The sequence below is a fragment of the Amycolatopsis sp. NPDC028719 genome, from assembly GCF_055565395.1.
Genome location: NZ_JBVHUL010000003.1, coordinates 573,856 through 596,346, shown reverse-complemented (window position 1 = coordinate 596,346; position 22,491 = coordinate 573,856). Strand labels below are relative to the sequence as shown.

The 22,491-nt window shown below is 70.3% G+C and carries 20 protein-coding genes and 1 tRNA gene; 17 read left to right on the top strand and 4 right to left on the bottom strand.

Features of this window, described 5'->3' with window-relative positions; translation table 11 throughout:
* Positions 1 to 168 precede the first annotated feature (168 nt).
* Both ACZ4TR_RS16350 and ACZ4TR_RS16345 read right to left on the bottom strand, forming a co-directional pair.
* Positions 169 to 924 (bottom strand): class I SAM-dependent methyltransferase, encoded by a 756-nt coding sequence (locus ACZ4TR_RS16350; protein ID WP_465287781.1) that lies wholly within the window; start codon positions 922 to 924, stop codon positions 169 to 171.
* Positions 909 to 2,507: a beta-N-acetylhexosaminidase gene (locus ACZ4TR_RS16345; protein WP_465287780.1), complete on the bottom strand. Its 1,599-nt coding sequence runs from the start codon at positions 2,505 to 2,507 to the stop codon at positions 909 to 911. The genes ACZ4TR_RS16350 and ACZ4TR_RS16345 overlap by 16 nt, the downstream gene beginning before the upstream one ends.
* Positions 2,508 to 2,826: 319 nt before the next feature.
* On the opposite strand from ACZ4TR_RS16345, the gene ACZ4TR_RS16340 reads away from it, so the two are divergent.
* Complete coding sequence (locus ACZ4TR_RS16340; RefSeq protein WP_465287779.1) at positions 2,827 to 3,489, top strand: GOLPH3/VPS74 family protein; 663 nt, start codon at positions 2,827 to 2,829, stop codon at positions 3,487 to 3,489.
* A 77-nt stretch (positions 3,490 to 3,566) separates the two neighbouring features.
* On the opposite strand, the gene ACZ4TR_RS16335 is transcribed toward ACZ4TR_RS16340, so the two are convergent.
* Complete coding sequence (locus tag ACZ4TR_RS16335; RefSeq protein WP_465287778.1) at positions 3,567 to 4,628, bottom strand: LLM class flavin-dependent oxidoreductase; 1,062 nt, start codon at positions 4,626 to 4,628, stop codon at positions 3,567 to 3,569.
* Positions 4,629 to 4,863: 235 nt separating this feature from the next.
* Here ACZ4TR_RS16335 and ACZ4TR_RS16330 point away from each other — a divergent pair, with 235 nt between their 5' ends.
* The 9 genes from ACZ4TR_RS16330 to ACZ4TR_RS16290 all read left to right on the top strand — a co-directional run bounded on the left by ACZ4TR_RS16330 (position 4,864) and on the right by ACZ4TR_RS16290 (position 13,040).
* Positions 4,864 to 5,829 carry a hypothetical protein gene (locus ACZ4TR_RS16330; protein ID WP_465287777.1) on the top strand — a complete coding sequence of 322 codons (966 nt, stop codon included), beginning with the start codon at positions 4,864 to 4,866 and terminating at the stop codon, positions 5,827 to 5,829.
* Positions 5,830 to 5,843: 14 nt separating this feature from the next.
* Entirely contained in the window at positions 5,844 to 6,923 is a 1,080-nt protein-coding gene (locus ACZ4TR_RS16325; protein WP_364527963.1) for a hypothetical protein, read from the top strand.
* A complete protein-coding gene (locus ACZ4TR_RS16320; protein WP_465287776.1) occupies positions 6,923 to 7,987 on the top strand; it encodes an NAD(P)/FAD-dependent oxidoreductase in 1,065 nt (354 codons plus the stop codon). The genes ACZ4TR_RS16325 and ACZ4TR_RS16320 overlap by 1 nt, the downstream gene beginning before the upstream one ends.
* A gap of 55 nt (positions 7,988 to 8,042) precedes the next feature.
* Positions 8,043 to 8,121 (top strand) — tRNA-Trp (locus ACZ4TR_RS16315).
* Positions 8,122 to 8,179: 58 nt separating this feature from the next.
* Entirely contained in the window at positions 8,180 to 9,049 is an 870-nt protein-coding gene (locus tag ACZ4TR_RS16310) for an alpha/beta fold hydrolase (RefSeq protein ID WP_465287775.1), read from the top strand.
* Positions 9,050 to 9,069: 20 nt separating this feature from the next.
* Positions 9,070 to 9,936: a VOC family protein gene (locus tag ACZ4TR_RS16305; RefSeq protein ID WP_465287774.1), complete on the top strand. Its 867-nt coding sequence runs from the start codon at positions 9,070 to 9,072 to the stop codon at positions 9,934 to 9,936.
* Positions 9,933 to 11,294: a M20 family metallopeptidase gene (locus tag ACZ4TR_RS16300; protein WP_465287773.1), complete on the top strand. Its 1,362-nt coding sequence runs from the start codon at positions 9,933 to 9,935 to the stop codon at positions 11,292 to 11,294. The genes ACZ4TR_RS16305 and ACZ4TR_RS16300 overlap by 4 nt, the downstream gene beginning before the upstream one ends.
* A complete protein-coding gene (locus ACZ4TR_RS16295; protein ID WP_465287772.1) occupies positions 11,294 to 12,460 on the top strand; it encodes a Rieske 2Fe-2S domain-containing protein in 1,167 nt (388 codons plus the stop codon). Before ACZ4TR_RS16300 ends, ACZ4TR_RS16295 begins: the two co-directional genes overlap by 1 nt.
* Positions 12,453 to 13,040 (top strand): UbiX family flavin prenyltransferase, encoded by a 588-nt coding sequence (locus ACZ4TR_RS16290; protein WP_465287771.1) that lies wholly within the window; start codon positions 12,453 to 12,455, stop codon positions 13,038 to 13,040. The genes ACZ4TR_RS16295 and ACZ4TR_RS16290 overlap by 8 nt, the downstream gene beginning before the upstream one ends.
* A 97-nt stretch (positions 13,041 to 13,137) precedes the next feature.
* On the opposite strand, the gene ACZ4TR_RS16285 is transcribed toward ACZ4TR_RS16290, so the two are convergent.
* Positions 13,138 to 14,565 carry a UbiD family decarboxylase gene (locus ACZ4TR_RS16285; protein WP_465287770.1) on the bottom strand — a complete coding sequence of 476 codons (1,428 nt, stop codon included), beginning with the start codon at positions 14,563 to 14,565 and terminating at the stop codon, positions 13,138 to 13,140.
* Positions 14,566 to 14,755: 190 nt separating this feature from the next.
* Here ACZ4TR_RS16285 and aceA point away from each other — a divergent pair, with 190 nt between their 5' ends.
* The 7 genes from aceA to ACZ4TR_RS16250 all read left to right on the top strand — a co-directional run bounded on the left by aceA (position 14,756) and on the right by ACZ4TR_RS16250 (position 22,489).
* Positions 14,756 to 16,051: an isocitrate lyase gene (gene aceA / locus ACZ4TR_RS16280; RefSeq protein ID WP_465287769.1), complete on the top strand. Its 1,296-nt coding sequence runs from the start codon at positions 14,756 to 14,758 to the stop codon at positions 16,049 to 16,051.
* A 128-nt stretch (positions 16,052 to 16,179) separates the two neighbouring features.
* Positions 16,180 to 16,800, top strand: a complete 621-nt coding sequence (locus ACZ4TR_RS16275) for a hypothetical protein (RefSeq protein ID WP_364527939.1) — start codon at positions 16,180 to 16,182, stop codon at positions 16,798 to 16,800.
* 65 nt (positions 16,801 to 16,865) lie between these two features.
* A complete protein-coding gene (locus tag ACZ4TR_RS16270) occupies positions 16,866 to 17,138 on the top strand; it encodes an acyl carrier protein (protein WP_364386293.1) in 273 nt (90 codons plus the stop codon).
* Between the two features lie 29 nt (positions 17,139 to 17,167).
* Positions 17,168 to 18,517 carry an NAD(P)/FAD-dependent oxidoreductase gene (locus tag ACZ4TR_RS16265; RefSeq protein ID WP_364527936.1) on the top strand — a complete coding sequence of 450 codons (1,350 nt, stop codon included), beginning with the start codon at positions 17,168 to 17,170 and terminating at the stop codon, positions 18,515 to 18,517.
* Positions 18,518 to 18,632: 115 nt separating this feature from the next.
* Positions 18,633 to 20,063 carry a cation:proton antiporter domain-containing protein gene (locus ACZ4TR_RS16260; protein WP_465287768.1) on the top strand — a complete coding sequence of 477 codons (1,431 nt, stop codon included), beginning with the start codon at positions 18,633 to 18,635 and terminating at the stop codon, positions 20,061 to 20,063.
* A 9-nt stretch (positions 20,064 to 20,072) separates the two neighbouring features.
* On the top strand, positions 20,073 to 21,293 hold the full coding sequence (locus ACZ4TR_RS16255; protein WP_465287767.1) for a macrolide family glycosyltransferase: 1,221 nt from the start codon (positions 20,073 to 20,075) through the stop codon (positions 21,291 to 21,293).
* Positions 21,290 to 22,489 (top strand): cytochrome P450, encoded by a 1,200-nt coding sequence (locus ACZ4TR_RS16250; protein WP_465287766.1) that lies wholly within the window; start codon positions 21,290 to 21,292, stop codon positions 22,487 to 22,489. The genes ACZ4TR_RS16255 and ACZ4TR_RS16250 overlap by 4 nt, the downstream gene beginning before the upstream one ends.
* Positions 22,490 to 22,491 lie beyond the last annotated feature (2 nt).

Here is a 22,491-nt window from a genome sequence, read left to right as displayed (position 1 = left end):
CCGCCCGCCCCCCCCTTTCGCCTTCCCACTGCCTTTCCCCTCTCTAGTACATGGAATGGCCCCTCGCGGACTCTGACCCCCAGGACCGATCCCTCCACTCCCCCGGCACCGGCCCTGAACGTGCCGAAGGGGCGGTCCCGACTTCGGGACCGCCCCCCTTGCGTGCGGTCAGGAGCGGCGTGCGATGACGTAGTGGGTCGGCAGGTTCAGGCCCGCGCCGTCCGCCAGGGTCTCCGTCGTGCGCAGCAGGAGCTCGCCGCCGTCCAGGATGGTGAAGCCGCCCACCTCGTACACCGTCTCCAGTTCCGCCTCGCCCGCCGCCGGCTGGAGGCCGATGCCGAAATAGATCGACACGCGCTCCAGCTTGGGCAGGTCGTTGGCCGGATCCGCGATCAGCTGCTGCATGTACGTGTAGCTCGCCGGCGTCAGCTCCTGGTTGAACACGCACCCGCGGTCCCCGGCCAGCACGGCCAGGTTCCGCGTGCACGCCACCCGCTTCTCGACCGGCAGCTGGTGGATCACGCCGGACAGGTAGACGTTCACGTCGCCGTACCGCTCGCGGAACGCCGCCACCGCCGCGTCGTCGAGCACGTCGAGCAGCTCGTAGGACGCGTTGTCCGCGGCGTTCTCCACCCGCGCGCGGTGCAGGGCCGCTTCCGCGATGTCGACGCCGACGACCCGGTCGTACAGCCCGGCCAGGTATTTCGTCTGGGTCCCGTTGCCGCAGCCCAGGTCGACCAGCGGGAGCGCCGGGTCGAAGTGCGCCTTGAACAGCTCCGCGTGCGCGGCCGCGCCGTCGGCGGGCTCGCAGTCCCAGAAGGCCGCGCCCGTCCGGTCCGGGAGGTCCGTCCAGTAGGCCTCCCAGATCTGCCCGTCCTTGTTCGCCATCGTCGGCTTCTCCCGCCGGGTCAGTTCTTCGGCCACGGGATTTCCGGGGCCGCGTAGTACTTCACGCCGAGCGCCCGCCAGCGCGGGCCCTGCGCGGCCAGCCGGGACGCGAACGACGTCCAGTCGTGGCTCGCCTGCGGCGACCAGCCGATCTCGGCGATCGCCGGCAGCCGGGGGAAGGCCAGGTAGCGGACGTCGTCGAAGCTGCGCACGGTATCCGTCCACAAGGGAGCCTCGACGCCGTCGATGTTCGAGTTCAGCGCGCCGGGCACCACCGCGGTCGGGTCCCAGCCGTACGCGGCCTGGACGCTGATGTCGCCCGCCCACTCGAGGCCGATGTCGGCCGGGACGCCGGGGACGTACTTCATGTCGAGGTAGGTGTAGACGCACGGCGCCATGATCAGCTTCGCGCCCTTTTGGCTGGCTTCGCCGACCTCGTTCTGGGTGCCGTCGTAGATCCAGAACTCGCCGGTCGCGCCCTGCGGCGGCGTCGCGGTGAGCATCTCCGCCCAGCCCAGCAGCTTCTTGCCGGCCTTGGCCACCATCGGCGCGATCTTCGCCATGAACGCCGTGTACTGCGCGTCGTCGAGGTCCTGGATCTCGTCGCCGCCGACGTCGAGGTAGCCGCCCGGGGTCAGCGCCGCGAGCTGGCCGAGCACGTCACCGATGAACTTGTACGTGATCGGCTTGTCGACGCACAGGTCCGACCGCGGCGCGGGCGTGAGGCCGGTGTAGACCGGCCCGGCGACGCCGTCGCAGTTGAGCTCGGCGTACGACGACAGCGCCGCGCCGAAGTGCGACGGCATGTCGATCTCCGGCACGACCGTGATGTGCCTGCTCTGCGCGTAGGCGACGATGTCGCGGTACTGGGCCTGGGTGTAGAAACCGCCGGCCCCGCCGCCGGAGCCGGTGCTCGCGCCCTTGGCGGTCAGGTTCGGCCAGCCGGTGATCTGCAGCCGCCAGCCCTGGTCGTCGGTGAGGTGCAGGTGCAGGTTGTTGACCTTGTACAGCGCGATGTCGTCGAGGTACTTCTTCACGTCGGCCACCGGCAGGAAGTGCCGCGCCACGTCGAGCATCGCGCCGCGGTAGGGGTACCGCGGGTAGTCGAGGATGTGGCCGCCGGGCACCGTGAGCGTCCCGCTGAGCGAGGCGGGCAGGAGCTGGCGCAGCGTCTGCACGCCGTTGAACAGCCCCGCGGGCTTCGCGGCCCGGATGGTCACCCCGGACGCCGTGCTGTCGAGCGTGTAGCCCTCGGCCCCGACCCGGGGGTCGGCGCCGCCGAGCAGCAGCGAGATCCCGGGCAGCGCCTTCGGGACGCCGGGGAGGGCGGGAGCGGGGATGACGGGGACCCGGAACCGGGTCGCCGGGCGAAGCAGCCCGGCGAGGTAGTCGCCGACCTGGCGGGCGTCGGTGCCCCCGGAGGTGAACACCACCGTCGCCGGGTTGAGCAGGTAGCGGACGGCCGGGTCCGGCGTCACCGACACCGGGGCCGGCACGACCTGCTGGAGGGTGGATGCGGCCGGAACCGCCTGCGGTGCGGCGCCGGCGGGCACCGCGGGGGCGAGCAGGCCGAGGAGGGAGAGGAACAGCGCCCCACGCCTGACACTTCGAGCGGTCATGAGCCGTCCATTGCGGATAGTGGTGACGGGAAAAGAGAGTGGCCTCTTTCTCTTAACGGCCGGACCGGGGGCGAGTCCACCCGATCGGCCGACGTCTGGGGAGACTGCTAAGCCCCGTTGCTCCGCATGCCGGAACAACTAAGGTTGTGAGCCGACAACCTTCCGTCACCGGCTGTCAACCTTTGGCCGTTTTTCGGCCGGGGTCCGGTCCGCGAAGATCGGGTGACACGCCACGGAGCGCGTCCGCCAGGGGGAGAACCCGGCCGGACGCGGGGATCCCGGCTCGTACCGACGAACGACTCAGAAACGGGTGACCGACATGACCGAGACGCCGACCGCCGTCCACTACCGCGCCTACCTGCTGGCCTACGACCTGGAGAAGGAAGACCTCTACGACCGCACCCGCACCGCGTTCCTGACCCGCGCCGGCGTGCTCACCGAGCTGGCGCTGCGCGGCAACGTCGCCGACGAGGACGGGGACGCCGTGCTGGTCAAGCCGGACCCGACCGGCGACCCGGTGCTCGACCGCGTGCTGGCGCAGATCGGCAACGAGAAGCGCAGCTGGAAGTCGTGGCTGCGGCACGACTACAAGGAGACCCTCGACGCGATCGAGGAGCAGCTCGTGGCGCAGAAGCTGCTGACGGTCCAGGAGAAGAAGGTCCTGGGCGTCGTGCCGAAGACCCACGTGACGGCCACCGACCCCGCGCTGGCCAAGGCGCTGCAGGAGCACGCCGTCGAGGTGCTGCACGGTTCGACCCCGGCTTCCCAGGTCGGTGCGGACGACGCCGCGCTCGTCGCGCTCGCCGCCGCCGGGACGGTGCCGAGCGTCGTCACGCGCAAGGAGAGCAAGGGCGAGTACAAGGACCGCATCGAGGAGCTGACCGACCGCGTCGGCGAGGTGGCGCCGGGGCTGGAGAAGGCCCTGCGCGGCATCCGGCTGACGATGATCGCCGCCCAGGGTGGCCTCGGCTTCAGCGGCTGACGCACTCCGCGCGCGAAAGGACCCGGTGGCCGCGCGGCCACCGGGTCCTTTCGCTTGCACCCTGGGAGCGGGTGGAGTCAGCCGAGCGCGGGCATCACCTTGTCCGCGAACAGGTTCAGCGTGCGGGACATCGTCTCGTACGACTGGCCGCCGAAGTCGAGGTTCCACAGGATCACGTCCGGGCCCAGCACGTCGCGGACCTCTTCGATCCGGCCCAGCACCGTGTCGGGCGAGCCGACGACGGCCTTGGCCTCCAGCCCGTCGGTCTCCAGGTCGAAGCTGGCCATCTGCCGTGCCATCGCCGTGTAGCCCTCGTACGCGGGCGACTCGACGTTGTGCCAGGACAGGATCGCCTCCTTGAAGGCGTTGAACGACTTCACCATGAACGGCACGGCCAGGTCGCGGGCCTCTTCGTCGGTGTCGGCGATCAGCAGCGGGATGCTCACCGCGAACTTCGGCTTGCGGCCGGAGTCGCCGTGCTCCTCCATGAACGCGCTGCGGTACAGCTCGACGTATTCGCGCTTGCGGGCCATCTCGTTCAGCTGGGTCGAGCTGATGAGCAGGTTGAAGCCCTTGCGGCCGGTCCAGTCGAAGCTCGCCGGGGTCGCCAGCGCGGCCACCCACACCGGCGGGCCGGGCTGCTGCACCGGCGCCGGCAGCGAGTTCGCGTTCTCGTACTTGAAGAACGGCGTGTCCTCGGTGACGTCCTTTTCGTTCCACAGCCGCACGACCGCCTCGATGGTCGACAGGAACCGCTCGCGGCTGGTGTCCATGTCGACGCCGAAGGCCTCGAACTCGTAGGGCAGGAAGGCCCGCGCGAACCCGACGTCCAGGCGGCCGCCGCTCATCACGTCGACCTGCGCGGCGTGCGCGGCGATCTGGATGGGGTGGTGGAACGAGGCCTGGATGCCGCCGGTCATCAGGCGGATCGACTGCGTGCGCGCGGCCACGGCCGACAGGAAGGCCAGCGGGCTGGGAGAATATCCGCCGTAGGAGCGCAGGTAGTGCTCGGTCATCTTGACGTAGTTCAGGCCGAGCTGATCGGCGAGCACACTGACCTGCAGCACATCCTGGAAGTACTGCGAGGCGGTCGTGGTCTCCGGGTCGCAGTCCGGCAACAGCGAGACGCCATACTCCACGTTCTGATACCTCCGGCGAATAGGGTGACGAGCCTGGATGGGCCGGCTGCCAGCTTTTTCCCCTTGCCTCGCCCGCGACAGCCGCCCTACCAGGCCAACCCTGGGGGAACTCTTAAGGAGTCCCGCGCCCGGAGCTGAGGTTTTGCCTAGAGACCCCATGCTAGCCCGGTTCCGCGCCTGAAGGCGTGCGTAGCGTCGCGGCAGCCGCTTCGCAACCGTTCGTCAGGAGAATTCGGTGACTCTGGGATATCTGTTCGGCGCGAACATCTCCGATCCCGACCCGGAACACGGCGCGAAGCTCTACGAGGCGTACCCGGCCATGCGCCGCTCCTACGAGCAGGTGCGCGACTGGACCGGCATCGAACCGCGCGCCCTGCTGCGCGGCGAGTTCGAGCCCCGGGGCGACCACGACCGCTTCAGCCTCGCCGGCATCCGGCTGGCCGCGCTGGCGTTCGGCATCCACGACGTGCTCGCCGAGTCCGACATCCACCCGGGCGTCGCCGGCGGCATCAGCCTCGGCGGCCTGATCGCGAGCGCGATCGCGGGCGCGGTGGACCGCCGCACCCTGTTCGACCTGCTGGTGCGCGAGGCCAAGACGCCGGTTCCCGACCCGGCGCCGCCGGCGCAGGGCGCGGCCATCGCCTTCCTCCCGGTGACCGAGGACCCGACGTTCTACTACGGCGAGCGGCGGCCCGGGGTGTACCTCGGCGGCGACTTCGGCGTGCTCGCGAACGGCACCGCCCGGCTGCTCATGCTCAGCGGCACCGCCGAGGCCCTGGACAAGCTCGTCGCGCAGAGCCCGCCCGGCATGATCAGCGTCATCGACGGCCAGCCGTTCGCCGTGCACTCCCCGCTGCGCCAGTACGCGACCGACTTCATGGCTCCCACCGTGCGGGCGATGGCGGTGACCGACCCGCGCATCCCGGTGTGCTCGTTCCTCGAGGAGCGCACGCTGACGACGGCGGAGGAGGTCCGGGATCTATTCCAGCGCAACAAGACCACCACCATGAGCCTGCCGCACGTGTGCGCCGGGATGAAGGAGCAGGGCGTCCGGCTCGCCTTCGTCCTCGGCCCGACGCTGCCCGCCGGCGTGCTCGACTTCCCGTTCCCCGTGGTGCGGATCACCGAGCCGTACCACGTCACCGAAGCCATGACGGCGATCTACGACTACGCGGTCGACCTCGTCGCCCCCAGCGCCTGAAGCAAGGAGAAACCGTGAGCACCCGCACGCACGAACGTGCCAGCCTGACCGACCACTGGTTGTCCCTCGACCTCGACGCGTGGACGCGGCACGTGGTGCGGCGGCACTTCAACCCGGAGCTCGGCAGCCCGTACTGGCTGAAGCGGGCGACCGAGCTGGCGTTCGACCCGATGGACATCACCCGCTACGACCAGCTCGCCGAGTTCGGCCCGTTCCCGCCGGGCGACCTGCGCGGCATGGACCCCGGTGACCTGGTGCCGCGCACCGTGCCGCGGCCGCTGATCGGGCGCGTCTGGGAGTCCGGCGGCACGACCGGCGACCCCGTGCGCGTGTTCTACACCGAAGACATGATGACGCACCGCGTCGAGTGGCGGCGCTGGTCGTACCTCTTCGACGGCTACCAGGCGGGCCGCACCTGGCTGCAGGCGACGCCGAGCGGACCGCACCAGATCGGCAACGGCGCGATCGAGCTGTCCGAACAGCTGGCCGGGCTCGTGTACGGCATCGACATGGACCCGCGGTGGATCAAGCAGCTCATCCGCGCCGGCAAGATGAAGGAGCTGGGCGAGTACACCGAGCACGTGCTCGGCCAGATCGTCGACTGCCTGCGCTCCCAGCACGTCCACTACCTCAACACCACGCCCGCGCTGCTGCAGAAGCTGATCGCGCGGCACCCGGAGCTGGTCGCGGCGCTCGACGGCGTCCGCCTCGGCGGCACGCACATGAGCCCGCGGATGTACCAGGACTTCGTCCAGGCGCTCGACGGCGGCCTCGTGCGGTCGGGCTACGGCAACACCTTCGGCAACGCGGTGAGCTTGCACCCCGAGGACGGCGGCGCGATCCTGCCCTACGCGCCGACGTACCCGCAGGTGACGATGTCCGTGGTGGACCCGGAGGACTTCCGGAAGACCGTCGACAAGGGACAGTCGGGGCAGCTGAAGCTGACCGTGCTGCACGAGGACCTGTTCCTGCCCAACCTGATGGAGCGCGACGAGGCGACCCGCTACGACACGAAGGGCGAGTGGCCGGTGGACGGCGTGTACAACGTGCGCCCGCTGCAGGTGAGCCAGGCCGCACCGGAAGGTCTCTACTGATGGCGGCGCCGAAGGTGGTCGTCGTCGGCGCCGGGGTCATCGGCGCCTCGGTGGCCTACCACCTCGCCCGGCGCGGCGCCCGCGTCCACTGCGTCGACCGCGCGGACCGGCCCGCATCGGGCACCACGGAGGTCGGGTTCGCCACCGCCACGGCGTACCGGCGTTTCCCGAAGGCGTACTTCGAGCTGAACCAGGCGGGCATCGCCGAGCACGCGGCGCTGGCCGGGGACACCGCGCCCTGGTGGCACCGCACGGGGACGGTCGCGTGGACCGACGACGAGTCGTTCACCGGCTACCTCGCCCAGCTCGAAGAGTGGGGCTGCCCGGTCGAGCGGTACGCCGCGCAGGACCCGTCGGTCGTCTTTCCCGCGTCGGGACCGGTCGCCTTCCTGCCCACCGAGGGCTGGATCGATGCCGTCGCCTTCACCCGGCACCTTCTCGACCAGGCGATCTCCCACGGGGCCACGCTGGAGCTGAACGCCGAGGTCACTTCGGTGTCGGGCGGCGTCGGCCTCGCGGACGGCCGCCGGATCGAAGCCGACGTGGTGGTCAACGCCACCGGCTCGGCCGCGGACGAGCTCGGCGCGCTGGCCGGTGCCCGCCCGTTCCTCGGCCCGCCGCGGCGCAGCCTGATCGCGCACCTGCTCGTCGACGGCGACCCGCTGCCGTACATCCTGCGCGCACCCGAGGTCAGCATCCGCCCGGACGGCCCCGGCCGGGTCGTCCTGCGCTCGGACCGCGTCGACCGCGGACTGCCCCCGCGCTCGGGCGCGCCGGACCCGGAGTTCGTGAAGGACCTCCTGGACCGGGCGGCGAAGGTCGTCCCGCTGCTCGGCACGGCCACCGTGCGCACGGCGAGCGTCGTGGACGCGCGCTGCGCCCGTGACGAACTGCCGAGCGTCGGCCCGTTGTCGGCGGTGCCGGGTTACTACGAGGCCGTCGCGAGCGCGGGAGTCACCTTGGCGCCGTTGTTCGGCAAGGCGCTCGCCGCCCGCATCGTCGACGGGGAGCCCGACGCGCTGGTCGACGTCTTCACCCCGGACCGTTTCGGCCCGCAGCACTAGCAAGTTCCCCAAAAAATTCGCCGCATAATGATCTCGCACCGGGAAAGCGGTGCGAAGGGGTGTAGCTCTCAATTGGCCAGAGCAGCGGTTTCCAACACCGACGGTTGCAGGTTCGAGTCCTGCCGCCCCTGCCACGAACACCAGTAGCACCGGTCCCGGGTCGGGCCCGCCGAACCGTTGGGAGTGCCCGAGGTGACCATCTGGACCGAGCTGCTCGGCAGCCAGACCCACGTCCTCGGCGAGAAGCACCGGACGCGCGTCATCGAGGCCGGGGACGGCGAGGCCCTGGTGCTGCTGCACGGCGTCGGCGGGCACGCCGAGGCCTACGCGCGCAACGTGACCCGGCTCGGCCGGCACTACCGCACGATGGCGATGGACCTGCTGTGGCACGGCTTCTCCGGCAAGCCCGAGTTCACCCACGACGCCGTCGGCACCTACGTCGGGCAGGTGCTCGACCTGCTGGACTCCCAGGGCATCGAGCGCGCGCACCTCGAAGGCGAGTCGCTCGGCGGCTGGGTCGCGCTGACGCTCGCGCTGGAGCACCCCGACCGCGTCGGGAAGCTGGTGCTCAACACCACCGCCGGCATCAAGTGGGCGCCGGGCTCGGTCGACGAACGGCCCGCCGAAGGGCGCGAGGCTCTGCGCGCCCGGTCGCTGGCCGCGATCGAGAACCCGACCCCGGAGACCATCCGCACCCGGCTGGAGTGGCTGATGGCCACCCCCGGCCGGGTCACCGACGAGCTGGTCGAGGTCCGCCGCCGGATCTACGCCGAGCCGGCGGGCAACGCCGCGCTGCGCACGGTGTTCGAGAACTCCTTCGGGTTCGGCTCCGGGCCGAATCGGAGGATCTCCGAGGACCGGCTGGCGACGGTGAGCGTGCCGACGCTGGTGCTGTGGTCGGACCACAACCCCGGCAGCGGGCCCGACGTGGGCCGCCGGATCGCGAAACTCATCCCGGGCGCGGCCTTCCACTGTGTCGCCGACGCCGCGCACTGGCCGCAGTGGGAGCAGCCCGAGGAACACGACCGCGTGGTCCTCGACTTCCTGGGCCGTGCGGAGTGACCAGCAGGAGGACGAACCCCATGCGCATCCGCAGTCTCGCCTACGTCGGACTGTCCACCAAGGAGGTTCCGGCCTGGGAGACGTTCGCCGCGGACGTCCTGGGCTTGCCCGGCCAGTGGGTGGACGACGAGCGCCTGCTGCTGCGCATGGACGAACGGGCCTACCGCTTCGACGTGCGCCGCGGCGAGCGCGAAGCGCTGTCCTGGCTGGGCTGGGAGGTGGCGAGCGCCGCCGACCTCGCCGCGCTCGAGCACGAACTGACCGCGGCCGGCGTCGCGGTGACCCGGGCGACCGCCGCCGAGTGCGCCGACCGGCGCGTCGCGGGCATGGCCTGGCTCGAGGACCCCTCCGGGCTGCGCCACGAGCTGTTCTACGGGCAGGAGGCCGACTTCCGGCCGCTGCGCCTGACCCGGCCGCTGGCCGGCTACCGGACCGGCGAGCACGGGATGGGCCACGCCGTCGTCGGCGTCACCAACTACGCCGAGACGCTGGCGTTCCTGGTGGACACGCTCGGCTTCGGCGTCAGCGACACGTTCAAGGGCTTCATCGCGTTCCTGCACTGCAACCCGCGTCACCACTCCATCGCGCTGGTGGAGACCGACGAGCCCGGCCTGCGGCACATCATGCTGGAGACGACGACGCTCGACGACGTCGGCTCGACCATCGACGTCGCCTACGACCGCCGCATCGTGACCCGCACGCTGGGCAGGCACACCAACGACCGGGCCGTGTCGTTCTACCTCGAAACGCCCTCGGGCTGGGAGATCGAGTACGGCTGGGACGGCCTGGACGTGGACACCGCCGACTGGTCGACGCGGCAGCTGGCCGGGCCGACCAGCCTGTGGGGGCACCACCACGTGACCGGCACCGAGATCAAGACCTCATGACCCCCGATCCGATCGACCCGGACATCACGCAACTGTCCGGCTGGCAGCGGGAATGGGTCAAGGCGGCCCGCGCCGCGGTCGACGAGGAAGAGCTGGCGCTGCTGTGCCAGGCGGCCACCGACATCCCGAGCCCGACCGGGTGCGAGCGCGAGCTGGCCGAGTACTTCCGCGACGTGATGACCTCGGCCGGGACCGACAGCCGCGTCCAGGCGATCGACGAGCGCCAGGCCAACCTCGTCACCCGCGTCGGCACCGGCCGCACGGGTGCGCAGCTGCTCCTGCTGGCGCCGCTCGACACCGCGTTCGCGCCGGGCCCGGAGGACGCGCCGTGGCTCGGCGAACGGCCCCGCGACGACTTCTCGCTGCCCGCGCAGCGCTACGGCGACAAGGTCGTCGGGCTCGGTGCGGAGAACCCCAAGGCGTTCGCCAGCTGCGCGCTGGCCGCCGCGCTCGCCGTGCACCGCTCCGGCGTGCCGATGGACGGGCAGCTGGTGGTCGCGCTCGTCGGCGGCAGCATGCCGGTGCTGGCCGGGGAGCTGTCCTCGCGGCGCAACTCGGGCATGGGCGTCGGCACCCAGTTCCTGCTGGACCACGGCCAGTGCTCCTCCGACCTCGCGATCGTGCTCAAGCCGGGCTATTCGGTGGTGCACGAGGAGGTCGGGTTCGTGATCTTCCGCGTCGTGGTGCGCGGTTCGGTCGGCTACACCGGCAGCCGGCACAAGGGGCACTACAACAACGCGATCCTCGCCGGCGCGCGGATGATCGGCCGGCTGGAGAGCTGGTTCGCCGAGTACACCGCGCGCAACTCCTCGGGCCAGGTGGCGCCGCAGGGCGCGGTGACCGCGATCCGGGCCGGCGACGGGACCAAACCGGCGTTCAACCCGGCGACCTGCGAGTTCTGGGTCGACCTGCGGGTCAACCCGCGCACCACGGTCAACGACGTGGCCGGCCAGTTCGAGGCGATCGTCGCCGAGCTGCGGGCGTCGGAGCCGGCCGTCGGGATCGAGGTCGAGCTGGTGGCCGGCCAGGCGGGTTCGGCCACCCCGGCCGACAGCCCGGTCGTCACCCGGCTGGTGCGGGCCTGGGAAGAAGTCGAGGGCCGGCCGCACGTGCCGGGCAAGCCGGGCAGCGGGCTGTCCGACGGCGGCGTGCTGCGCCGCCACGGCATCCCGACGGCGCGGATCGGCCTGCCGATGGCCGCCGAACCCGGGCCGTTCGAAGGGTTTTCCATGGGTGTCGCGGACCTGCCCGCCATGCGCCGGCTGGTCGACCTGCTGGTCGGCGTCGTGGTGGACGTGACCACCCGGCAGCGCGCCGAACTGCGTGAGCCTCCCGCGAGCAGTCGAGGAGACAACTGATGACCGAGGTCATGCCCCCCGTCGACGACGAACAGGCCCGCCCGGCGCGGCGGCAGGCGAACGTCGGCGGCCCCGGCCGCCGGGACTGGTCGACCTGGCCGCGCTACGAGAAGGCGGCACTCGGCTTCCGCGAGTACTGGTACCCGGTGGCGTGGTCGCGCAAGATCGGCAAGAAGCCCCGGGCGGTCCAGGTGCTCGGCGAGAAGATCATGCTGATCCGCGACGGCGGCAAGGTCCGCGCGCTGCACGACCGGTGCCCGCACCGCGGGGTCCCGCTGAGCCACAAGATGTCTTCGCAGGAGTTCCCCGGCACGTGGAGCTGCTGCTACCACGGCTGGACGTTCGACCTGGAAACCGGCGTCCTGGTCGCGGCCATCACCGACGGCCCGGAGTCGCCGATCTGCGGCAAGGTCACCGTGCGCACGTACCCGGTGGAGGAGGCCCGCGGCCTGGTCTGGGTGTGGCTGGGCGACGGCCCGGCCCGCCCGTTCGCCGACGACGTCCCGGAGGAGCTGCTCGACCCGGACGCGGTCGTCGTCGGCCGCATCACCGTGCGCGACGGCAACTGGCGCTTCGGCGCGGAGAACGGCTTCGACGACGGCCACGCGAAATGGCTGCACCGCAACGCGTTGTGGACCAAGCGGGTCAAGATGCCGGTGTGGAGCGAGATGAAGGTCATCCGCGACGGGCCGTGGATCACCCGCCGCAAGGACAAGATGCACTACAGCGCCTCGTTCCCCGGCCTCGGCGACTTCCCGAAGAAGAAGTGGTACCGCCGGCGCGAGGGCAACAAGACCAAGGTGTCGCTGCGGCTGCCGGGCACGCTGCGGGTGCAGTACGCGGAGTGGTCGCACTTCGAGTGGTGGGTCGCGGCGACGGCGGAGAACCACACGTACGTCCAGCTCGCCGTGATGAACCAGGGCAAGTGGCGCAATCGCAGGTTCTGGCTCTATTACTGGACGTGGGCCCGCTGGGTGTTCCACGGCATGTTCAACGACGAGGACCGCCTGATGGTGGAGGTCACCGACGCCCCGCCGGAGCGCCTGTACCGCCCCGACGTCTCGCTGACCGAGTGGCGGCGGATGGTCGAGGAGGAGGCCCGGCGCAGCCCGGTCGACGTCGTGAAGGAGCAGCAGGCCGAGCGGAGGCGGGCGAAGCATGACTGAGCCGTTCCGGCTGGTGGTCGGGATGTCCGGCTCCAGCGGGGCCGTCTACGGGATCCGCCTGCTGGAGATCCTGAAGGGCATGCCCGAGGTCGAGACGCACCTGGTGGTGACCCCGGCGGCGCGCCAGACGATCGCGTTCGAGACGGACTGGAAGCCTTCGGACGTCTCGGCCCTCGCGGATTTCACTTACCGGCCGGGCGACATCGCGGCGCCGATCTCGAGCGGTTCGTTCCCGATCGACGCGATGATCGTGCTGCCGTGTTCCGTCCGGAGTCTCGGGGCGATCGCCTGGTCGCAGAACGACAGTCTTCTGGTGCGGGCGGCTGACGTGACGTTGAAGGAGCGGCGGAAGCTGGTGGTCGCTTTGCGCGAGACGCCGTTGCACCTGGGGCATCTGCGTGCGATGACTCAGGTTACGGAGATGGGCGGGATTCTGGCGCCGCTGATGCCGGCGTTCTACGGACGGCCTAAGTCGCTGGGTGACATGGTGGACCACCAGGTCGGCCGGCTGTGCGACCTGCTGGGGATCAAGCCGCCGGACGAGCTGGTCGAGCGCTGGCACGGTCCGTCGGCCCACTGACCGGCATCACGACGAAGGCCCCCTCCGCCGGAGGGGGCCTTCGTCGTAGGTGGTGGAAGATCGCCCCCACCGGTCTCGACGCCGGTGAGGGCGACCTTCAGTCCAGATAGGACGCCAGCGCGTCCCCGTCCTCCAGCAGTCCGCGGTGGTCCACCCGCGCCACCACCTCCGGCGGTACCCGGCACGAGGGCGGGAACACCGCCGGCGGCACCGGCTTCGTGCAGTCGAAGATCAGCTTGGTCTCCATCGGGCCCTTCTCCTCCCGGTTGTGCCCGTAGGTCACCGGGTTGAGCTGGCCGCCGAGGAAGCCCGGCATGATCGTCAGGTCGCGGTCGGCCTGGAAGCGCGTCGCCAGGCACCAGAGCGTCTCGACCTCGTTGACCACGTCGACGTCGTCGTCGACCACGAACACGTGCTTCAGCAACGGGTCCACCGCCAGCGCCGCGCACGCCGCGAGCTTCGGCTCGCCCTCCACGCGCTTGCTCATCGACAGGTACAGGTGCGACCGCGCCATGCCCGACAGCGGCAGGTGCACGCCGGTCACCGTGGGTACCGCTTCCTTGACCCGGCGGTAGATGCTGCCCATCCGGGGGAGGCCGCCCAGCATGCTGTGCTCGGTGTGCGCGTTGAACACGTCGACGAAGATGGGCTTGCGGCGCATGGTGATCGCGGTGATCTTCACGTACGGCTGCGGCCCGGTGCGGGTGTAGAACCGCGGGTACTCGCCGAACGGGCCTTCGACGGCCGTCGCGTCCGGGTCGGTGTCGATCACGCCCTCGATGACGATCTCCGCGCGCGCGGGCACCTCGAGGCCGACCGTCTTGCAGGGCACCATCTCCAGCGGTTCGCCGAGCAGGCCGCCCACGACGTCGAGCTCGCCGCCGATCCCCTCCAGTTTGGACACCGCGCCCATCAGCAGCGCCGGGTGGTGGCCGATGACCAGCGCCACCTCCATCGGCTTCTTCTGCTCCCGCAGCTTGCGCAGCACGTAAGCCGTGTGGTGGGCCGGGTTGACCTGGATGCCCACCTGGTCGCGGCCCTGCTGCTGGTGCCGGAAGATGCCCGCGTTGATCTTGCCGCTGTCCGGGTCGCGGCAGATGGTCACCGCCGAGGTGATGTACTTGCCCGCGTCCAGCTCCTGGTGCTTGAGCAGCGGCAGCAGGCCGACGTCGATGTCGTCGCCGGTGAGCACGACCTCCTGCACCGGGGCGGTGGCGGCGGTGTCCACGGTGACCGGCTTGATCCCGGACCCCTCGCGCAGCGCGTATTCGGGCACCATCGAGTGCACGTCGGAGCCGATGCTGCGCGCGAGCCGCTCGTAGGTGCCGTGCAGGTTGATCAGCAGCGGGATCTCGGACCCGCCGACGTTTTCGCACAGCACCGCCGGGAAGCCGGGGTACGCGGGGTCGTCCTCCATGCGGTCGACCAGCGCGGTGACCTCGAACTCGGGGTCGACCGGCTTGCGCACGACCTTGATCTGGTCAGGCTCCAGCTCGGCCAGGAATGTCCGCAGATCCTTCGCCATCAAACGCCTTCCGTTCGCACCGTGGCTCGCGAACCGAGTATCGGCCCCGGTCGGGAGGCCGGAGGAGCCGCCGCGGCAAGAACTAGGGGAATGCTTCGTCCTGGCTCCGGGGTGACGCCGGGCGGGGGTTTCGCGGTGCTAAATGGTCTCGTCCCCGAAGCCGCGCGTCGTCGTACGTCAGGAGAACGACATGACCGTCACCGCAGCGCCGCCCCGCGAAGCCGCGGCGGCCGAACTGGCCCGGTCCTGGGCCGAGGACCCCCGATGGCGCGGAGTCCGCCGGGACTACAGCGCCGAAGACGTCCTGCGGCTGCGCGGCAGCGTGACCGAAGAGCACACGCTCGCCCGGCTGGGCGCCGAGCGGCTCTGGAGTCTCCTGCACACCGAGGACTACGTCCACTCGCTGGGCGCGCTGACCGGCAACCAGGCCGTGCAGCAGGTCCGCGCCGGCCTCAAGGCCATCTACCTGTCCGGCTGGCAGGTCGCCGCCGACGCGAATCTCTCCGGCCACACCTACCCGGATCAGAGCCTCTACCCGGCCAACTCCGTCCCGCAGGTCGTGCGCCGGATCAACAACGCGCTGCTGCGCGCCGACCAGATCAGCTGGGCCGAGGACGAAAAGGACGCCCCGCACTGGCTGGCGCCGATCGTCGCGGACGCCGAAGCCGGCTTCGGCGGCGTGCTCAACGCCTTCGAGCTGATGAAGGGCATGATCGCCGGCGGCGCCGCCGGCGTGCACTGGGAAGACCAGCTGGCCGCGGAGAAGAAGTGCGGCCACCTCGGCGGCAAGGTGCTCATCCCGACCTCCCAGCACGTCCGCACGCTGCAGGCCGCGCGCCTGGCCGCCGACGTCAGCGACGTCCCCAGCCTCGTCATCGCCCGCACCGACGCCCAGGCCGCGAACCTCATCACCAGCGACGTCGACGACCGCGACAAGCCGTTCCTGACCGGCGAGCGCACCCCCGAGGGCTACCACCGCGTGCGCGGCGGCATCGAGCCGTGCATCGCCCGCGGCCTCGCCTACGCGCCGTACGCCGACCTGCTGTGGATGGAGACGTCCAAGCCGGACCTCGAGGTCGCGCGCCGGTTCGCCGAGGCGATCAAGGCCGAGTACCCCGACCAGCTGCTGGCCTACAACTGCTCGCCGTCGTTCAACTGGAAGCAGCACCTCGACGACGCGACGATCGCGAAGTTCCAGCGCGAGCTGGGGCACATGGGCTACAAGTTCCAGTTCATCACCCTCGCCGGTTTCCACTCTCTGAACCATTCGATGTTCGCCCTGGCGCGCGGTTACGCCGACGAAGGCATGACGGCCTACGTCGAGCTCCAGGAGCGCGAGTTCGCCGCCGAGGCCGCCGGCTACACCGCGACGCGCCACCAGCGCGAGGTCGGCACCGGCTACTTCGACCTCGTCAGCACGGTCGTCAACCCGTCCAGCAACACCGTCGCGCTGATGGACTCCACGGAGAAGTCGCAATTCTACTGAGCAGGCACCGCCAATTCTGAGGGTTTCCCCAGACGGCTTCGTGCTAGAAACAAATCGACGACACTCAGTCACGCGAAAAACGGAATTCAGGACGGTTGCCCATGCGCATGCCCGAGAACCTCGAAGACATGGTTTACGGAGTCTATGGAACCACTGAAATCGCGGTGAAGCCATGCCCGTTCACGCAGGCCGAGATCGATGAGCTCGAGTCCACCAACGAAATGCTCATCTACGTGCCCCAGGAGATCTCCGAGGCGCAGATGATCGAGACCGGCAAGCTCAACACGAACTTCCGCTGGGAAGTCGAGCAGAACATGATCAAGAGCCCGATGACCGACGAGTCGCACTGGCTCGTCTGCTCGGCCTCGCCGATCCCGGAAATGCTCGGCCAGAGCACGCAGGCCATTTCCCGCGTCTACGAAGAAGAGGGCCTCGACGGGATGGACTTCCGCCGGTACCTCGCGTTCGTGCTCACCTACCGCCACCTCACCAACGAGTACCCCGACTTCCGGCAGTGGTGCCTGCTCGTCGGCGGCCACTACGACCGCAGCGGCATCTCGCTGGTCGGCTTCGACAAGCACGGCAACTTCGGGCACCACGGCTGGATGAAGAACTTCAAGGCCAAGATGTCCGGCGGCCGGTACGTCGCCTTCGCCCCGCGCAAGCACATCAACGCCGAGACCGAGCGCCTGGAGCGCCCCCGCCGTGGCTCGCGCAACAAGGCCACGCACGACGCGGGAACCGACTGATCTTTTTTCCGAATTCCGAGCACAACCCTGTGCGTGGAGCTGTGCCGTCACTGGAGGAAGAAACCATGGCAGACGACGAGCGCGTGGACATCACGCGAAAGCTCGTTGAGTTCGTCGAGAAGCACCTGCTGGACGGCAAGGACGTGGGGGAACTGACCACGACCACGCCGTTGCTGGACTGGGGCCTGCTCAACTCGATCGAAACCACCCGGCTGGTCGCCTATCTCCGTGAGGAGTTCTCCGTGCGGGTTCCCCCGACGGAGATGGTGGCCCGCCACTTCAAGGACATCGAAAGCATCGCCGACCTGGTGATCTCGCTGCGCGCGCCGGTCGCCTGACCCCTTTTCGGATCTTGAACGGAGAACCTGTGTCTTACGACTACGATGTCGGCATCATCGGCGGTGGCCCGGCCGGTTCCACGGCGGCGTCCTACCTGGCGAAGGCCGGCCTTTCGGTGGTGGTCTTCGAGGGCGAAACGTTCCCTCGCGAGCACGTCGGCGAGTCCCTCGTCCCCGCGGTCATCCCCGTGATGCACGACATCGGGGTCATCGGCAAGGTCGAGGCGGCCGGCTTCCCCCGCAAGTACGGCGCCGCGTGGACGTCTTCGGACACCCGCCCGACGAGCACGCTGGACTTCGACGCCGGCTCGCACGGCCTCGGGGTCGCGGAAATCGCTTACGAGGAGCGTGACCAGGACGGCGTCGACCGCGTCTACGCCTGGCACGTCGACCGCGGCCAGTTCGACTCGCTGCTGCTCAAGCACTCCGAGGAGCTCGGCGCCAAGGTCTACCAGGGCGTCCGCGTCAACCGCGTCGACTTCACCGACCGCGACCGGCCGGTGCTGCAGGCCAAGATCGGCGAGCAGCCGATCGAGGTCGCCGTCCGCGTCGTGCTCGACGCGTCCGGCCGCCAGACCCTGCTGGGCCAGCAGCTCAAGGTCAAGGTGCCGGACAAGGTGTTCAACCAGTACGCGGTGCACACCTGGTTCGAGGGCCTCGACCGCGCGTCGCTGGCGCGCCGTCCCGAGGACGCCGACTACATCCACGTGCACTTCCTGCCGCAGGAGAACACCTGGGTGTGGCAGATCCCGATCACCGAGTCCATCACCTCGATCGGCGTCGTCACCCAGAAGGAGAAGTTCAAGGAGCACAAGGACGACCTCGAGGGCTTCTTCTGGAACTCCGTCGGCACCCGGCCGGAGATGCTGGACGCGCTCAAGAACGCCAAGCGCGTGCGGAAGTTCAAGACCGAGGGCGACTACAGCTACGGCATGAAGCAGATCGCCGGCGACTCGCTGGTGCTCATCGGCGACGCCGCCCGCTTCGTCGACCCGATCTTCTCCAGCGGCGTCAGCGTCGCGATGAACAGCGCCCGCCTGGCGGCCAAGGACGTCATCGCCGCGCACCAGGCCGGCGACTTCCGGCGGGAGCGGTTCGACAACTACGTCAACACCCTCCGCAAGGGGGTCAACATCTGGTACGACTTCATCTCGATGTACTACCGGCTGAACGTCCTGTTCACCGCGTTCATCGATGACGACCGGTACCGCAAGGACGTCATCCAGATGCTCCAGGGCGACGTCTACGACGCCGAGGAGCCGGCGGCCCTGACCGCGATGAAGGAGTACGTCGCCGCCGTCGAGGCCGACCCCACGCACCTGTGGCACGGGCACCTCGGCAGCCTCAAGGCCTCTTCTTCGGCACTGGCCCTGTTCTAGCGCCCCAATGTGGCGTTGGTTGCGTCCCACGCACCCAATGTGGCGTTCGGTGTGCCTGACGCACCGAACGCCACATTGGGGCGCACCCGGCCCGGCTGATCGGAGAAGGCCAGTTATGTCATCGCTCGACGAGCGGACCCCCGAAACCCCCGAGGCCACCGTCCCGAAGAGCGGGAACCGGACGTGGATCTCCTACCTCGCCATGGTGGTCCTCCCGGTCGTGGCCGCCTTCTTCCTGCTGCGCACCGGGGGCGGGGACGGCCACGCGCCGGCCGGCCACACCGGCGGCGCGGCGGACCCGGTGGCCAAGCTGCTGTTCGCCCTGCCGGTGATCTTCCTGGCCTGCCGGCTGCTTTCGGCGGGCGCGCGGCGGCTGGCGCAGCCCGCGGTGATCGGGGAGATCTTCGCCGGCATCCTGCTGGGGCCGTCGTTCCTCGGCTGGGTGTGGCCGGCGGCCTACCATTGGATCTTCCCCGACTTCCTGGCCTCGACGATCAACACGCTCGCCCAGATCGGGCTCGTGATCTTCATGTTCCTGGTGGGCTACGAGCTCGACGTCGAGCTGGTCCGCCGCCGCAGCAAGGCCGCGGTGCTGGTGAGCCACGTCAGCGTCGCGATCCCGTTCCTCTCCGGCGTGCTGCTCGCGTTCGTGCTGCACCCGTCGCTCGGCGCCGGGGTCGCCCGGCTGCCGTTCGCGTTGTTCCTCGCGATTTCGATGAGCATCACCGCGTTCCCCGTGCTGGCCCGGATCATCACCGACCGCAAGATGACGAAACTGCCGATCGCCGCGCTCGCGCTCAGCTGCGCCGCCGTCGACGACATCACGGCGTGGTGCCTGCTGGCGCTCGTGGTCGCCATCGCGAGTGCGACCTCCATGGCCACGACGCTGGTGACGGTGGGGCTCACGATCGCGTTCTTCGCGTTCATGCTGTTCGTCGTGCGTCCGCTGCTGCGCCGGCTGTTCGCGCCGACGGAGCAGGGGCAGAAGGCGCTGCCGACCACGGCGGTGGTGTCCGTGCTGCTGGCCGGGCTGCTGCTGTCCGCGCTGGCCACCAACGCCATCGGCATCCACCCGATCTTCGGCGCCTTCCTCTTCGGCGCCGTGACGCCGCGCGGTTCGTTGCCGATCCGCCAGGCCACCGAACAGATGCACGCGCTGACGGTCACGCTGCTGCTGCCGCTGTTCTTCGTCTACACCGGACTCCGCACGAAGTTCGACCTGATCGGCTCCGACCCGTCGCTGTGGCTCTGGACGGCGTTGATCGTCGTCGTCGCGATGCTCGGCAAGTGGGGTGGCAGCCTGGTCGCCGCGCGGTTGTCCGGGATCGGCCGGCGCGACTCGTGGTCGCTGGGCGCGTTGATGAACTGCCGGGGGCTCACCGAGCTGGCCGTGCTGAACATCGGCCTGGACCTCAAGGTGATCAGCCCGACGCTGTTCGCGATGCTGGTCGTCATGACGCTGGTGACCACCGTCGCCACCTCGCCCGCGCTTTCGCTGATCGAGCGTTACCGGCGCCGGGGCGCGGAACCCCTTCCCGTCGCGTAGGAGCTGGTCATGACCGAAGCGCGGGACATCGCTTTCCTGCCGTACCCGGCCTACGGGCACATGACCCCGGCGCTGCCGGTGGTCGCCGAGCTCGTCCGCCGCGGTCACCGGGTCACCTGCTTCACCTCCGACGAGTTCGCGGACCGGGTCGTCGCGCTCGGTGCCCGGGCCGCGGCCTACGCCTGCGACCTGTCCACCGCGCAGCCCGACATCACCGACGCCGACGAGGCCGCCAAAGCACCACTGCACCTGCTCGAGCAGAGCATGGCCGTGCTGCCCGCCGTGGAACGCGTCTTCGGCCGGTGCGCGCCGGACCTCCTCGTCTACGACACGACGTTGTGGGCGCCGGGGCGGCTGCTGGCTCGCAAGCACGGGCTGCCGGCGGTGCAGCTCTCGGCCACGGTGGCGTCCAACGAGCACTTCTCGCTCACCCAGGAGAACCAGGCCTTCGGCGAGGCGGTCGACCCGGCGCACCCGGCGATCGCCCGGTTCGTCACGCGGCTGGGCGAGCACCTGGCCGCGCACGGCCTCGGCGCGTTGACGCTGGAGGAGTTCTTCACCGGCGGCGACGAGTTCACGCTGGTGTTCCTGCCGCGGGCGTTCCAGCCGGCCGGGGAAACCTTCGACGAGCGGTTCGCCTTCGTGGGCCCGTCGGCCGGCCCGGCCGCGTCGTCGTGGCAGCCGCCCTCCGACGGGCGCCCGGTCGTGCTGATCACCCTGGGCACCACCGTCAACGACCGGCCGGAGTTCTTCCGCACCTGCGCCGAAGCGTTCGCGGACGTGCCGTGGCACGTGGTGCTCACCCTCGGCAAGCGCGGGGACCCGGCGAGTCTGGGGCCGCTGCCGTCCCATGTGGAGGCGCACCGCTGGGTCGCGCACGGCGACGTCCTGCCGCACTGCTCGGTGTTCCTGTGCCAGGGCGGGATGGGCAGCCTGATGGAAGCGCTGTCCTTCGGCGTCCCGGTGATCGCCGTGCCGCACCACCCGGAACAGCACATCAACGCCCGGCAGATCCGGCGCCTCGGCCTGGGTTCCTCGCTGGACAAGGAGACCGTGACGGCCGAGCGGATCCGGGACGCCGTGCTCGCCGTCGACCGGGACGACGCCGTGCGCCGGCGCGTCCAGCTCATGCGGCGCGAGGTGCACGCCGCCGGCGGGGCGGCCCGCGCCGCCGACGAGATCGAGGCCAGGGTCGCCGCCGTGCACCCGGCCGGAGGGAGCCGGAAGTGACCGAGCCGTCGCCGTTGCCCGTCAAGCGGAGCTGCCCGTTCGACCCGCCCGACGAGTACCGGGGCAGGCCGGGGATCAGCCCGCTCGCGTTCGACGTCAGCCCCGGCCCGGCCACCGGCTGGCTGGTGACCAAGCTGTCCGACGTCCGCGCCGTGCTGGCCGACGCCCGCTTCAGCCACCGCAACGACCTCGTCGCGCTCGCCGTGCCGCCGCCGTTCCCGATGGACACCTACGCGCCCGAACCGGCCGCGCCCGGCGCGTTCCCGAAGATGGACGGCGCGGACCACGCGCGGTACCGGAAGCTGATCGCGAAGTACTTCACCGTGCGGCGCACCCGGGAGCTCGTCCCCGCCGCGGAGCGGATCGCCGGCGAACTGCTCGACGCGATGGCTTCGCGGGGAACGGAAGCCGAACTGGTCACCGCGTACGCCGAGCCGCTGGCCACCCGGCTGATGTGCGAACTGGTCGGCGTGCCCGAGGCCGACCGCGAAGAACTGCTGCACCACCTCAACGTCGTGGCCCGGATGCGGTACTCCCTGGAAGAGCTGATCGCCGCGATCACGGTCGTCGGCGGCACCCTCGAACGGCTCGCCGACGCGGCGTTCGACGACCCCGGTGACGACATGCTCGGCGAGCTGGCCCGCACCGGCGAACTGGCCCGGCCGGAGCTGGTGAACCTGGCCTGGGCCCTCGTCGGCGGCGGGTTCGACACGACGACGAACATGCTGGCGCTGGGCACTTTCGCGCTGTTCGAACACCGGGACCAGCTCGAGCGGCTGCAAGCCGGCCCGGCGTTGTGGCCCAACGCCGTGGAAGAGCTGTTGCGGTACCTGACGGTCTCGCACCTCGGGGCGAGCCGGGCGGCGCTGGAAGACGTCGAGCTGGGGGAGCAGGTGATCCGCGCGGGCGAGACGGTGGTCGTCGCGCTGCCGGCGGCGAACCGCGACCCCGAGCGCTTCCCGGACCCCGACCGGCTCGACATCGGCCGGGTGACCCAGGGCCACGTCGCGTTCGGCCACGGCGTGCACCAGTGCATCGGCCAGCACCTGGCCCGCTTCACGATGCAGGTGGGGTTCGAGGCGCTCTTCACGCGCTTCCCGGCGCTTCGGCTCGCGGTCCCGCAGGAGCAGGTCCCGTTGCGCGACGACATGTTGCACTACGGGGTCCACGCCCTGCCCGTCACCTGGACCTCCTGAGT

Coding starts and splice junctions, on each gene's coding strand:
- ACZ4TR_RS16340 (WP_465287779.1), top strand. CDS start 2,827: ATGACCGAGACGCCGACCGCCGTCCACTACCGCGCCTACCTGCTGGCC.
- ACZ4TR_RS16295 (WP_465287772.1), top strand. CDS start 11,294: ATGACCGAGGTCATGCCCCCCGTCGACGACGAACAGGCCCGCCCGGCG.
- ACZ4TR_RS16260 (WP_465287768.1), top strand. CDS start 18,633: ATGTCATCGCTCGACGAGCGGACCCCCGAAACCCCCGAGGCCACCGTC.
- ACZ4TR_RS16300 (WP_465287773.1), top strand. CDS start 9,933: ATGACCCCCGATCCGATCGACCCGGACATCACGCAACTGTCCGGCTGG.
- ACZ4TR_RS16275 (WP_364527939.1), top strand. CDS start 16,180: ATGGTTTACGGAGTCTATGGAACCACTGAAATCGCGGTGAAGCCATGC.
- ACZ4TR_RS16290 (WP_465287771.1), top strand. CDS start 12,453: ATGACTGAGCCGTTCCGGCTGGTGGTCGGGATGTCCGGCTCCAGCGGG.
- aceA (WP_465287769.1), top strand. CDS start 14,756: ATGACCGTCACCGCAGCGCCGCCCCGCGAAGCCGCGGCGGCCGAACTG.
- ACZ4TR_RS16320 (WP_465287776.1), top strand. CDS start 6,923: ATGGCGGCGCCGAAGGTGGTCGTCGTCGGCGCCGGGGTCATCGGCGCC.
- ACZ4TR_RS16345 (WP_465287780.1), bottom strand. CDS start 2,507: ATGACCGCTCGAAGTGTCAGGCGTGGGGCGCTGTTCCTCTCCCTCCTC.
- ACZ4TR_RS16285 (WP_465287770.1), bottom strand. CDS start 14,565: ATGGCGAAGGATCTGCGGACATTCCTGGCCGAGCTGGAGCCTGACCAG.
- ACZ4TR_RS16255 (WP_465287767.1), top strand. CDS start 20,073: ATGACCGAAGCGCGGGACATCGCTTTCCTGCCGTACCCGGCCTACGGG.
- ACZ4TR_RS16305 (WP_465287774.1), top strand. CDS start 9,070: ATGCGCATCCGCAGTCTCGCCTACGTCGGACTGTCCACCAAGGAGGTT.
- ACZ4TR_RS16270 (WP_364386293.1), top strand. CDS start 16,866: ATGGCAGACGACGAGCGCGTGGACATCACGCGAAAGCTCGTTGAGTTC.